Consider the following 14,002-nt stretch of genomic DNA (forward strand, 5'->3'; position numbering starts at 1 on the left):
GTTTGTTTTTCACATCTTGTTTAGCTAGTTCTAAGTTAGCGGAAAGACTGTCTAAATTGCCTTTAATTTTCTTAAGTTCCTCTAACGTGTTACCAGTATTCGGCTTGTTTTCTTTTAACTCAGCAAGTTTGTCCTCAGCAGTTTGTTTCGCTTTCTTTAACTCAGCTAATTTTTCATCTACTTGTTTTTTTACTTCCTTAAGTTCATTAACCTTTTGATCGATGTTTTGCTTATGTTCTTTTACTTCAGCAACTTTATCTTCTACTTGTTTTTTATGCTCTTTTATTTCCGCGATTTTATCTTCGGCGATTTGTTTGTCTTGCTGAATTTTTGCATCTAGTTCTTGTTTATGCTGTTTAACTTCGTTAATTTTTTCATCAGCAACTTGTTTACGTTCATGTAGTTCATTCACCTTCGTATCAACATTTTCCTTAACCTTGTTAAGTTCATTGAATGTTTGATCCACGTTTTCTTTGTGTTGCTGTAATTTCGCATCTAACTCTTGTTTATGTTGCTTAATTTCAGCTAATCGATCTCCCGTACTTTGCTGAGGAGTAGCATCATTTACTTCCGCATGAGCAGAGTTCGCGCCAGCAATCATTGCTAAAGCTAGTGTAGACACAGCAATTGTTTGTTTTGTTTTCATATTTTTGTACCTCTTTTCTTTCATATGCATGAGCTGTTTTGTGTAAAATTGAGCATATAGAAGTAGATTCTTCCATCATTATATACCATCTGCGCCGCCTAGAGGAAGTATTTGCATAATAATCTATGATTATGTAATTTTTATAATCTCTTATTTCGGATAGGGGAGTACTCTTTAGCGATATGAATAATTTTTAATATAGTAGAGTTTACATCCTTACTATTACGAATAACAAGCAAATAATCAGCTTCATTTTCTACAGGATCTACTACGTCTTCATGTAGTGATTCAGCTTGGTTGTCTTGGTCCATAATAAAAGAATTAGGCAACTCTGTTTCTAGCTCTTTTGCAAATGTAGTTTTTCCACTGTGTGTTTTTCCAACTGTAATGATGACTAATCTTTTCATGACGCCCTCCATTTGTATTGTTATGAACTGGAATATTCGGTGTAGATCGAAATCTTCCTGCTAGAGATTACACAAATTGTTGGAGCATTAGTAGGGTGAAAACTTGACAAAAAAACTTATTTATGCTATAATTTACCAATTTAAAAATATGGTGTATAATAGGGTTCTCCTGGCCAGGGGAACCCTATTTTTGTTGTGAAAATGAAGGAGAGTGTATGTGCGTGAAACAAGGTGAAGCAAGTGTAACGTCGTTAGTATCAGCTTTCGGAAGGGCGTATCATAGTGAATTTGATAATCCTAAAATCTTTGATGATTATGTAGCTAAAGATTTCATTTCACAAAAAGAACGTAACAATATTGAAACGAACATGGTTCAAGGGATTCACTTTTTCAATACAGACATTGCAGAGCAGTTTCAAGACAATCCAAAAGAAATATTAAAATGGATTACGCAAGTTCAGTTATCACCAACACCTTTAGTACGTGCCGCATATTGTGAAAGAGTATTACTACGTGAAATTACATTAGGAGCGAAACAATACGTCATACTCGGTGCAGGCTTAGATACGTTCAGTTTTAGACACCGAGAATTAGAAAATAAAATAGAAATATTTGAAGTGGATCATCCTTCTACGCAGGCGTTTAAGAAGGAAAGAATAAAAGAAGTAGAACTTGAAGTTCCAAATCACCTTCATTTTGTTTCGATGGATTTTACGAAAGGAATTTCCTATGAACAGTTACAGACTGAAGGATTTGAACATAAAAAGACTTTCTTTAGCCTTTTAGGTGTTACGTACTATTTAACGAAAAAGGAGCTTGCTAGTTTAATAGAGTGCTTGTTCGAGATAGTTCCAGTAGGGAGTTCTATCGTTTTCGATTATCCCGATGAAAACTTATTTACGAAAAAAGGACTATCCAATCGAGTTGAAAACATGGTGAAAATGGCTGCGGTAGGCGGAGAACCGATGAAATCATGTTATTCTTATGCCGAAATGGAAGCACTGTTAGAGAAGGTGGGCTTACTTATTTATGAGCATTTATCACCAGAGGATATAAATACATTGTATTTTGAAGGAAGAAATGATTATTTAGAAGCTTTTGAGACGGTGCATTATGTGCATGCGGTGAAGAGGTAGAGGTTAGTAGGCATGGAGAGGAATCTCTGTGCTTTTTTGTGGAAAACAAGAGGATAGGGTTTATTGGGAAAGATAATGAAAAATATATTGCTATATAAGTTATTATATCTAAATGAACATCAGGAAGAGTTTCGGGTATATTTGTCGGAAAACATAGAATATTCAACAAAAATCCATGATTATGTTATATAATGATTTTAATAAACCATATTTTAGAAATTACCCCCGATTGTGTAGAAGGTATATTTTGTTTTGATAAGCTAAAATGTTTAGCTAAAAGAACTTGTAGTGGGGCTTGCTACAAGTTTTTTATTTGTAAAATTTTTATTGGCTAAAATATGGAAAAAAGGAGGATGCAAGTTTGATAAGAAATTTAAAGAAAGCAGCACTTAATTCGTTAGATGGGAAATGGGGAGTAAGTATAGGGATATCGGCGTTATACTATTTTGTACCAACTTTAAGTGCATCAGCAATCGCTAGTTTTATATATTTAATATTTGGTTTGTTTATTGGGATAATTGGTTTGGATGTTTTCTTTATTTATTCAATGGGTGGGCAACTACAAGTAGATCTAACAGCACTAGTTTTACTTATTCTAAGTTATTTTTTTATAGGACTGATTTGTTTCTTAATTTACAGTGTCATACAAGGTATCTTTAATTATGGGTATTCTGTTTTCACCTTATGCTTAGGTAAAAATGAAGATGCTAAGGTGGACGATGTATTTGTGGGGTTTAGGAAAAATAATTTGTGTAAATCAATGAAATTAGGAGTGTTGCAGGCTGTTTTTCTATTTTTATGGAGTCTGTTATTAATTGTTCCAGGTATTATTAAATATTTTTCTTATTCAATGGCATATTATATTTTAATAGAGAATCCGGATTATACAGCAAGTGAAGCATTAAGGGAGAGTAAAAGAATAATGAAAGGACATAAGTTCAAGTTATTTGTTCTTTGGTTATCTTTTATTGGTTGGTTTTTATTAACTGCATTTATAGGCATGTTTACATTTAATCTGTCATTCATATTCATTTCCCCTTATTACAACACAACTGTCTCGCATTTTTACTTAGACTTAATTAAGAAACAAGATGCTAGAGAAGCGAAGGTAAGTATATAAAGAATATAATTAGTAAGAAAATATGTATAATGTATATTTTCTCGATTGTGGACATGCAATTAAGCATATCCCTTTTTAATGTGATATTGAAAGAAATAAAGAAGCTGCAATTGGATATGTTTTACTTATAATAATTTGGACAAGGATGTTATAACATTGGAGGAATTTAAAATGAGGAAGAGTAAAATGTTTCAGGATTTTAATTTTAAGTTAGTAGTAATTGAAGCTTTATTAGATAAAGAGCCACTATTTCTAAAAGAATTGAAAGACTTAATAGAAAAGCATACGAATTATTTTGAATGGTATTCAGGAGCTGGGCCAATTGTTGAAATCAAAGCTTTTTTAGAAGCGTTAACTTTGGAAATAAGTGATTTGGAAAAGATTGAGTCCCTTTGCTTTGATGGTGGGAATGAAATTTATCATATTTTAAAGCCTGATTGGGACGGTGAAGACAGTTTATTTGATGTTATATCTGTTGAAGGATTTCAAAATCTAAAAAATTTAAAAACAGTGGAATATATTTCAATGTGTTACCCGAAAGTATTAGAACCATTAAAACAGGCTGGAATAGAAGTTGAGGATTAATGAAGAGAATTTAAAATGGTAAAGTACTTTATTGAAATTGTGTAAAGGAAATTAAAACACAACATATTAAACGAAGTGATTTATCGTATAAATTTACATTCAGTTAATATTAGTAGGTTAATAGAAAAATTAGTGTTAATTGTTAAATGGGGCGTGTAAAAAAGACAAAATCTCTTAAAAAACACTTAAATTTTTACTCCATTAATCTTTACAATCTCCCCCTATAATGTGAATTGGACAAGCACCTAAGAGAAAGCAGAACATGTCAGTTTGTACATTCTATTATTAGGGGGAGAATTTGTATGAAAAAGACAGTTGCTTCATTAGCAGTTATGGCGGCATTATTACCGACGTTTTCAGCACATGCGGAAGGGAAAGAGCAAGTCCGGAAATCAGCTACAACTTTTAACGTTATTAGTGATATTCAAGGGGATTTAGGGGATTTTGATCATGTGCTAAAAGATATGAACAAAGTGACGCCACTTTCTAGAGCGCTTATTATGAATGGGGATATAACGCCAACTGGACAACAGTCACAATATGATGATGTAAAGCGTGTGTTAAATAAAAATAAGCATCCAGAAAATGTATGGTCTACTGTTGGGAATCATGAGTTTTATGCTGGGAAATGGACAGCAGATGGGAAACTCTCTCAAAGTACATGGCCAAATGGTGTAACTGAGGAAACTTTATTTAACCGCTATCTGAAATTTAGTGGACAAGAAAAGGTATATCATAAAAAAGAATTAGATGGGTATCCGCTTCTATTTTTAGGAACTGAAAAATATATGAAATACCACGATTCAAAAATGTGGGACGAAGTATATATGAGTGATGAGCAATTAGGTTGGTTAAAACAAAATTTAGAAGAGTATAGTCAAAAAGATAAAAATAAGCCAATCTTTATTTTCTCTCATCACGTTTTACCTGATACGGTATCTGGATCAAGACAATCGCCGTATTTACAAGATTATTTAAACGTGGATAAATTGTACGATATATTAAAAGACTATCCGCAAGTTGTTTTCTTCACGAGTCATACGCATTGGGATTTAAACTTACCTGACTGGGCTGGTAAAAAGAAAATTAAAGGCGGAGATGAAAAAGGTTTCACTGTTGTAAATACGGGCGGGATTGAAACAGGCTGGATGTCAGCAGGACCAAATGGAGGAGAGAAAACTGCTCCAGATGGCTATTCATTTAAACAAGGGTTACAAGTGAAAGCATATGGTAACGATGTAATTGTGACAGCTTACGATTACAAACGTGATAAGGATATAAAGAAGTTATTAATTAGTGATTCAAAAATTGCGCAGATGGCACCAAATGTAACGGCAGATGATCGTAAAAATATAATTGTCGGTGCAACTGAATATATGGAGTATTCTATAGAAGGAACGAATGAGTGGCATACGTATAGTAAAGCAAACCCTCCGAAATTTGATGGGGATAAAGTGGTATATGTACGCCATAAAGGTGAAATGAATTTAGAGCCGGGATTAACACAGTTACTTCGTTTTTCGATAAATAAGTGATTGGAGGGAGTCTGCATTTGAATGTGTGGGCTCTTTTTTTGTTGATGAGAAAGGGGTTGCCTGTCTGTCGTTTTTTGTCGATAGATCGATATATTAAGAAAATCGTTGATATATTGCAAGTTACGATAGATATATTTGAAAAATCGTTGATATATTGTAAGGAATGAACGATATATTTAAAAAATTGTTGATATAAATTTCATGTACCGTAATTAAGTTAAAATCATTAATACGGTTTTACTTATCAAAACGAAATTCTAATACATTTTTAACCGAGAAAGATGACTTCACCATTTTTACGTGTAATAATAGTAACGTTACATATATTGTGAAAGAAGTACAAAAGGAGCGTTACAATGAATTTAGCTAAATTCCCGAGAAAAAAATATACAGAATCATATACACCAATTGAAAAGTTAAACAACTTTTCTGAAGCACTTGGTGGCCCGACTATTTATTTTAAACGAGATGATTTACTTGGTTTAACAGCTGGTGGCAATAAGACGAGAAAATTAGAATTTTTAGTTGCGGATGCACAGGAAAATGGTGCAGATACGTTAATTACAGCTGGTGGTATTCAGTCAAATCATTGCCGCCTCACACTGGCAGCTGCGGTAAAAGAAAAAATGAAATGTATCCTTGTATTAGAGGAAGGGCTTGAGCCAGAAGAGAAGAGAGACTTTAACGGAAACTATTTCTTATATCACTTATTAGGTGCTGAAAATGTCATTGTTGTACCGAACGGAGCAGACCTGATGGAAGAAATGCATAAAGTAGCAAAAGAAGTAAGTGAAAAAGGTAATACACCATATGTAATTCCAGTTGGTGGATCAAACCCTACGGGTGCTATGGGATACGTTGCTTGTGCGCAAGAAATTATGGCGCAATCATTTGAACAAGGAATTGATTTCAGTTCAGTTGTTTGTGTAAGTGGTAGCGCTGGTATGCACGCTGGTTTAATTACTGGTTTTGCTGGAACACAAAGCCACATTCCTGTAATTGGAATCAACGTAAGTAGAGGAAAAGCTGAGCAAGAAGAGAAAGTAGCAAAACTTGTAGATGAAACTTCAGCACATGTTGGTATTCCAAACTTTATCTCGCGCGACGCTGTTACGTGCTTTGATGAATATGTAGGACCAGGCTATGCGTTACCAACGCCGGAAATGGTAGAGGCAGTTCAGTTACTTGCGAAAACAGAGGGTATTTTACTTGATCCAGTGTATACAGGTAAGGCGGTAGCGGGATTAATCGACTTAATTAGAAAAGGTAAATTTAATAAGGAAGACAATATTTTATTCGTACATTCAGGTGGTTCACCAGCTTTATATGCGAATACTTCTTTATTTGCGTAAGTGTAAAAAGCATTGGGTATCCAATGCTTTTTTGTTATATACTGGAATTATTGAGAGGTAGGAGGATGATATGAATTCAAATTTAAAATGGATTATATACAGTACTCGGCATTTCTATTCTATTAATCTTATTTGCGGCTTATGGGGTGTATTCTTATTTTGCATTTTAAAAGCGTAATGGAAGTGAACCATAATGTAATGTATGTTATAGTTTGATATGTTAATTACTTACAATAATTTCTACAAGGAGAATACATAATGAGAGCAAAGAAACTAGTAACGTTAGCAGTTCCATTTATGCTGTTAGTCGGATGCGAGGCAGGAGATAAAGATTCTACTCATAAGACTGAGCAAACTAGTAAAGCAATAACGAAAACAGTACTTTCCGAACAACAGTATCCGTACTACATATGTGAGCAAGTGGTAGAGTTCCAATTTAAGAAGGATGAACTATTACTAAACTTAGGAGAATCCTTAAAGGACAAAGAAAAAGCAAAAGCTGTTTTAAAAACATCAAACGAGATAGATAAAATTTTAGACAATATGGAACACATAAAAGTACCTGATACATACAAAGACATTCACAAATCCATACAAGAAGGGGTAACAGAGGCAAGAAAAGCAACGAAGTTAATTAAGGATGCTGGTAAAGAAGATAAACAGAAGGTTCAAGAAGCTACAATGAAAGGTACTGAATTTTTATCAGGTGTAGACGGAGAGCATTGGAAAAAAGCAATTTATGAGTTATCGCAGGAAAACAAAGATGCTTATAGTAAGGCACTTGATAAGAAAGTAAAGGAGCACTCAAAGTAAAACAGTAACTTGTAACAATACATATCCACCTAAAATTTCCGCGAATGCTATGCTAGGAAGTTAGGTGGGAGATTACTGTCCTTAAATGTGGTTGATTAAAGCTACAGCCACATTCTCCTGTTCTAATTAACTAAAAGAAGAACTTCCCCATCCCGATTAGACTACTAATCATTCCTATTCCACTCATGGTGCCTTTTCCTGCTGTAAATAAGTTTCCAAGCATTCCTAGCTGACCGTTACCTCCGTTATTTCCCCATCCCATTGGGGCCCACGGACTACCCCATCCTGGAGGGTTTCCAAAAACACCCGAGTTATTGGTATTGATATGAAAAGGCTTAGCTGGCGGAGATAATAAAGCGGCAAGATGACCTTGTGCGAACATCCCTGTATGATTGAATGGTTGGGCCCAGGGGAAGGGAGGTTTTTGAAAATTAAAACCTGCATGACCTGGTAATGGAGGCCAATTAGTAGGGTGACCTTGTGGCATTATCCCTGCATAATTGATTGGTTCCCCCCAAGAGAAGGGAGGGGGTTGGGGAGTGAATCCCGTATAATTGGCTGATGAATCCCAACTAACTGGATAGACTCGGTAACTCCAATTCTCAGGAATCTTCAAATCATTCATTACCTCAGATTTAGTTATTTCGGGCTGTGAATATAATGAAATTTGGTTAGTATATTGTTCCCCGTTTCCCTTTGAATTCAAATACCAATATTGGTGCATACGCTTATTCTCCTCACTTTAAAAATGTAATGTTAGACTTAGCCTATGTAATATTCCTTTTTATGGATGGTTACATAACTAGATCTACAAGCCTGTATTTAAAGGAATAGGTGTGTGGCCTTGTTGATTTAAAGTTTCACTTTATTTTAGAAGGGTATTTTCAGTCGCTTCTTTTATATATTTCAGCCTAATTTAAATTCCGTTAACAAACGTTTTTATAAAGGTTTAATCAAAAAAAAGATTTTAAAATGTTATGTTGGGCAAGTGGAATTGCTAAAAAGAGAATATCCATTCGAAGAGTTTGGCAAAATACTGCAAGGGTAATGTTTTCTTGTGCAAATATGTAAACGATTTAAACGAATCAATGAAATTTATAATGAAGGGGCAATTAAATATATGAGTGAAACATTACATAAAAGAAAACCACCATATTTAATGCTTGTAATTCTTTTTATTGGGGCATTTGTTTCATTTCTAAATAACTCGCTTTTAAATGTAGCCTTGCCATCAATAATGAAAGATTTAGACATTCAAGATTATTCAACGATCCAGTGGCTTTCTACAGGGTATATGCTTGTAAGTGGTATATTAATTCCGGCATCAGCATTTTTAATAACGCGTTTCTCGAATAGAAGCCTATTTATTACATCTATGTTGATTTTTATTCTTGGTACTGCCTTAGCGGCTGTAGCGCCGAATTTTGGTTTATTACTTACTGGTCGGATGGTTCAAGCGGCAGGCTCTTCAGTTATGGGGCCTTTGTTAATGAATATTATGCTAGTAAGCTTTCCAAGAGAAAAAAGGGGAACAGCAATGGGGATTTTTGGACTAGTTATGATTACAGCTCCAGCAATTGGACCGACACTATCAGGTTATATTGTAGAGTATTATGACTGGCGTTTGCTTTTTGAAATGATTTTACCGTTAGCAATCATTAGCTTACTGTTAGGGATTTGGAAATCTGAGAATGTCATGAAACAAAACAAAAATGCAAAACTTGATTATCTCTCATTACTATTATCTTCTGTCGGTTTTGGCAGTTTGTTATATGGATTCAGTTCTGCGAGCTCCGATGGTTGGACAAATAAAGTTGTCTTAACAACCTTAATCATAGGCGCTATTGCCCTAATTGCTTTTATTATCCGCCAATTAAAAATGGATGAGCCGTTATTGGATTTACGTGTTTACAAGTACCCAATGTTTGCACTTGCGTCTGTAATTGCAATTGTCAACGCAGTGGCCATGTTTTCGGGGATGATTTTAACCCCAGCTTATGTACAAAACGTCCGGGGTATTTCACCGCTGAGCTCTGGGCTGATGATGCTTCCAGGTGCGGTAATAATGGGGATTATGTCACCAATTACAGGTAAACTATTTGATAAATATGGTCCTCGTATTCTTGGTATAGTAGGACTTTCCATTACAGCCGTTTCAACTTATATGCTAGCAAACCTGCAACTCGACTCTAGTCACACACATATTATTCTTATTTATACATTGCGGATGTTTGGGATGGCGATGGTGATGATGCCACTTATGACAAATGGCCTTAATCAATTGCCAACTCGCTTAAACCCGCACGGTACGGCTGTTAATAATACAGCTCAACAAGTGTCCGGTTCGATTGGTACTGCTATTCTTGTTACGATTATGAATTCTGTAACAAAAACAAAAGCTGAAAGTCTAATGGCTGATGTAGATCCAACAACCTTCACAGAGGCTACGAAGGCAATGTTAACTCAGAAGGCTTTATTATCCGGAATTCAATATTCATTCTATGTAGCGCTTGGCATGAATGTTGTTGCACTACTATTAGTTTTTTTCGTTAAACGTGTAGATACAAGTGCGGAAGCTGTCGAGAAGTTAAATCGGTAGAGAAGAATAAAACGCTAGATAATGATTCCTACAAGTTTTTTTGCTGCTAAGGCGCCGATATTTAAAGCTGGAAAAGAGCTGAAAGAAGCAGTGAAATAATTATATATAGTGAAAGAGGACCTGACGTTCATATCAGGTCCTCTTTCATTAGTAACACGGTATACTTGCTTATCGTATTGGTTTAACTAAACTACTGATTTTTCGAATACTACAATCTTAAGCTCGTCAACTTCTCTATTTTGGGGTGTTTTAGAAGAAAATAAATCAAAATGATCGTTTTATAAACAAATGCAAGAGATGAGATCCGTTTGCAAATTCTCATAAACATTATAATTTTAGCTTATCTTTTAACACCAATATTAAAAGGCTCCAATTATATTTATTCGCTTCATTTTAATTTAGTATTTTTCTACAATTTATAAATCTAATTGCCAAGCTTATACTCAATATCATAATCATGAATAGTTAGGGAAAAGATAAAATAAGGTAATCAATTACATATCTGTATCCCAGGCAATTAGTTGCTATTTCCTCTTTATTAAATGGGATATGCTATTTCATGCTTTTTTGAAAGGGTGTTTTAAATGGAAAAAAAAGTATCTGCCATTCCCCAGCCGAAAACATATGGACCGCTGGGTAATCTCCCATTAATCGATAAAGATAAACCGACTCTATCGTTTATTAAGCTGGCGGAAGAGTATGGTCCCATTTTTCGAATTCAAACTTTAAGTGATGCCATAATTGTCGTTTCTGGACATGAACTGGTAGCAGAAGTTTGTGACGAAACGCGGTTCGATAAAAGCATAGAGGGTGCTTTGGCAAAGGTTCGTGCCTTTGCTGGAGACGGATTATTTACTAGCGAGACTCACGAGCCTAACTGGAAAAAAGCTCATAATATTTTGATGCCTACATTTAGCCAACGGGCAATGAAAGATTACCATGCCATGATGGTCGATCTTGCTGTACAACTCGTTCAAAAATGGGCACGGCTTAATCCGAATGAAGACGTAGATGTTCCGGAGGATATGACTCGCCTTACGTTAGATACAATTGGTCTATGTGGTTTTAATTACCGATTTAATAGCTTTTATCGTGAGACCCCTCATCCTTTTATCACTAGCATGAGCCGTGCTCTAGATGAGGCAATGCACCAATTGCAGCGGCTGGATATAGAAGACAAACTCATGTGGAGAACGAAACGTCAATTTCAGCATGATATCCAATCTATGTTTTCTTTAGTAGATAATATTATTGCTGAACGTAAAAGTAGTGGAGATCAGGAAGAAAATGATTTACTTTCCCGTATGTTAAATGTACAGGATCCGGAAACTGGTGAAAAATTAGATGATGAAAACATTCGTTTCCAAATTATCACTTTTTTAATAGCTGGGCATGAGACAACAAGTGGATTGTTATCTTTTGCAATTTACTTTTTATTAAAGAATCCGGATAAGTTAAAAAAAGCCTATGAAGAAGTAGACCGTATTTTGACAGATCCTACTCCAACATACCAACAAGTTATGAAACTGAAGTATATACGGATGATTTTAAATGAATCGCTACGTCTATGGCCTACCGCTCCAGCATTCAGTCTCTATGCAAAAGAAGATACAGTGATTGGCGGGAAATACCCAATTAAGAAAGGAGAAGATCGTATTTCTGTTCTTATTCCACAGCTGCATAGGGATAAAGATGCATGGGGAGACAATGTGGAAGAATTCCAACCTGAACGATTTGAAGAGCTGGATAAGGTTCCTCATCATGCTTATAAGCCATTTGGAAATGGCCAGAGAGCATGTATCGGTATGCAATTTGCACTTCATGAAGCCACTCTTGTAATGGGAATGCTTCTTCAACATTTTGAATTAATCGATTATCAAAACTATCAGCTGGACGTAAAACAAACATTAACGCTAAAGCCCGGTGATTTTAAGATTAGGATTCTACCCCGAAAACAAACTATTAGTCATCCTACTGTTCTTGCACCTACAGAGGACAAGCTGAAAAACCATGAAATTAAGCAGCACGTTCAGAAGACACCTTCTATTATTGGGGCTGATAATCTTTCACTTCTTGTTCTGTACGGCTCGGATACAGGTGTAGCAGAAGGTATTGCAAGAGAATTAGCAGATACAGCTAGTTTAGAAGGGGTTCAAACGGAAGTGGTAGCTCTTAACGATCGAATTGGAAGTCTACCGAAAGAAGGAGCGGTTCTTATTGTAACTTCTTCTTATAATGGAAAACCGCCAAGTAATGCAGGACAGTTTGTGCAATGGTTGGAGGAACTAAAACCAGATGAGCTAAAAGGTGTTCAATACGCAGTTTTTGGTTGTGGAGATCATAATTGGGCTAGTACCTATCAACGGATTCCAAGATACATTGATGAGCAGATGGCTCAAAAAGGAGCAACAAGGTTTTCTAAACGCGGAGAAGCAGATGCAAGTGGTGATTTTGAGGAACAGCTCGAGCAATGGAAACAAGGCATGTGGTCTGATGCGATGAAGGCATTTGGATTGGAATTTAACAAAAATATGGAGAAAGAGCGTAGTACTTTGAGTCTGCAATTTGTCAGTCGTCTTGGAGGATCTCCTCTTGCACGAACATATGAAGCAGTTTATGCAACTATACTAGAAAATCGTGAACTCCAATCATCCAGCAGCGATAGAAGTACACGACATATCGAGGTATCCTTGCCAGAAGGCGCTACATATCAAGAAGGAGACCACCTTGGAGTGCTGCCAATTAATAGCGAGAAGAATGTTAATCGAATTTTAAAACGCTTTGGATTAAACGGAAAGGATCAAGTCATACTGAGTGCAAGTGGACGAAGTATAAATCACATACCTTTAGACAGTCCTGTTAGTTTATTGGACCTTCTTAGTTATAGTGTCGAAGTTCAAGAAGCAGCCACTCGTGCACAAATACGAGAAATGGTAACATTCACAGCATGCCCTCCTCATAAAAAAGAATTGGAAGCATTATTAGAAGAAGGGGTCTATCATGAACAAATACTAAAGAAACGTATTTCAATGTTGGATCTTCTTGAAAAGTATGAGGCTTGTGAAATCCGATTTGAACGCTTTTTAGAACTGCTTCCTGCGCTCAAACCGCGTTACTATTCTATTTCAAGCTCTCCACTTGTTGCACAGAATCGTCTGAGCATTACGGTCGGTGTTGTTAATGCGCCTGCATGGAGTGGAGAAGGGACATATGAAGGAGTCGCTTCTAATTATTTAGCTCAGCGTCATAATAAAGATGAGATTATTTGTTTCATTCGAACGCCACAATCAAACTTTGAATTACCTAAAGATCCAGAAACACCAATTATTATGGTTGGGCCAGGTACTGGAGTTGCACCATTCCGTGGATTCTTGCAAGCGCGTCGTGTTCAAAAGCAAAAAGGTATTAATTTAGGACAAGCGCATCTATATTTTGGTTGTCGTCATCCTGAAAAAGATTATCTCTATCGTACAGAGCTAGAAAATGATGAAAGAGATGGATTAATCTCTTTACACACAGCTTTTTCTCGTCTAGAGGGACATCCCAAAACATATGTACAGCATTTAATAAAACAAGATAGTATCAATTTAATTTCGTTATTAGATAATGGAGCTCATCTTTATATATGTGGTGATGGCAGTAAAATGGCTCCGGATGTAGAAGATACCCTTTGTCAAGCATATCAAGAAATTCATGAAGTCAGTGAACAAGAAGCAAGGAATTGGTTGGATCGTGTGCAAGATGAAGGGCGATATGGAAAAGATGTTTGGGCTGGTATATGAATGTTTCTTAATTAGATACGTATTAAC

At 35.7% G+C, this 14,002-nt stretch carries 10 protein-coding genes and 1 pseudogene; 8 read left to right on the plus strand and 3 right to left on the minus strand.

The window, feature by feature from the left end; genetic code table 11:
- Both MR167_RS14775 and MR167_RS14780 read right to left on the minus strand, forming a co-directional pair.
- A pseudogene (locus MR167_RS14775) lies at window positions 1–646 on the minus strand (LPXTG cell wall anchor domain-containing protein); the annotation flags it as partial.
- 140 nt (window positions 647–786) lie between these two features.
- The gene (locus MR167_RS14780; RefSeq protein WP_242314898.1) at window positions 787–1,053 is read right to left on the minus strand and encodes an ATP-binding protein; all 267 of its coding nucleotides are present in this window, start codon (window positions 1,051–1,053) and stop codon (window positions 787–789) included.
- A 215-nt stretch (window positions 1,054–1,268) separates the two neighbouring features.
- On the opposite strand from MR167_RS14780, the gene MR167_RS14785 reads away from it, so the two are divergent.
- From MR167_RS14785 to MR167_RS14810, 6 genes are all read left to right on the plus strand, one after another.
- On the plus strand, window positions 1,269–2,189 hold the full coding sequence (locus MR167_RS14785) for a class I SAM-dependent methyltransferase (protein WP_242314899.1): 921 nt from the start codon (window positions 1,269–1,271) through the stop codon (window positions 2,187–2,189).
- A 361-nt stretch (window positions 2,190–2,550) separates the two neighbouring features.
- The gene (locus MR167_RS14790) at window positions 2,551–3,309 is read left to right on the plus strand and encodes a DUF975 family protein (protein WP_242314900.1); all 759 of its coding nucleotides are present in this window, start codon (window positions 2,551–2,553) and stop codon (window positions 3,307–3,309) included.
- A 171-nt stretch (window positions 3,310–3,480) separates the two neighbouring features.
- Entirely contained in the window at window positions 3,481–3,894 is a 414-nt protein-coding gene (locus MR167_RS14795) for a DUF6892 domain-containing protein (RefSeq protein WP_001232168.1), read from the plus strand.
- 302 nt (window positions 3,895–4,196) lie between these two features.
- Entirely contained in the window at window positions 4,197–5,429 is a 1,233-nt protein-coding gene (locus tag MR167_RS14800) for a DUF4073 domain-containing protein (RefSeq protein WP_242314901.1), read from the plus strand.
- A 356-nt stretch (window positions 5,430–5,785) separates the two neighbouring features.
- Window positions 5,786–6,781, plus strand: a complete 996-nt coding sequence (gene cuyA / locus MR167_RS14805) for a D-cysteate sulfo-lyase (RefSeq protein WP_242314902.1) — start codon at window positions 5,786–5,788, stop codon at window positions 6,779–6,781.
- Between the two features lie 258 nt (window positions 6,782–7,039).
- Window positions 7,040–7,594, plus strand: a complete 555-nt coding sequence (locus tag MR167_RS14810) for a hypothetical protein (protein WP_001201794.1) — start codon at window positions 7,040–7,042, stop codon at window positions 7,592–7,594.
- Between the two features lie 130 nt (window positions 7,595–7,724).
- On the opposite strand, the gene MR167_RS14815 is transcribed toward MR167_RS14810, so the two are convergent.
- Window positions 7,725–8,318: a hypothetical protein gene (locus tag MR167_RS14815; RefSeq protein WP_000554429.1), complete on the minus strand. Its 594-nt coding sequence runs from the start codon at window positions 8,316–8,318 to the stop codon at window positions 7,725–7,727.
- Window positions 8,319–8,714: 396 nt separating this feature from the next.
- Between MR167_RS14815 and MR167_RS14820 the strand changes: the two genes are divergently transcribed.
- Window positions 8,715–10,193 carry a DHA2 family efflux MFS transporter permease subunit gene (locus MR167_RS14820; RefSeq protein ID WP_242314903.1) on the plus strand — a complete coding sequence of 493 codons (1,479 nt, stop codon included), beginning with the start codon at window positions 8,715–8,717 and terminating at the stop codon, window positions 10,191–10,193.
- A 584-nt stretch (window positions 10,194–10,777) separates the two neighbouring features.
- The gene (gene cypD / locus MR167_RS14825; protein ID WP_000412781.1) at window positions 10,778–13,975 is read left to right on the plus strand and encodes a bifunctional P-450/NADPH--P450 reductase; all 3,198 of its coding nucleotides are present in this window, start codon (window positions 10,778–10,780) and stop codon (window positions 13,973–13,975) included.
- The last annotated feature ends 27 nt before the right edge of the window (window positions 13,976–14,002 follow it).

Source organism: Bacillus cereus group sp. BfR-BA-01355 (assembly GCF_022663675.1).
Taxonomy (GTDB): Bacteria; Bacillota; Bacilli; order Bacillales; family Bacillaceae_G; genus Bacillus_A; species Bacillus_A thuringiensis_S.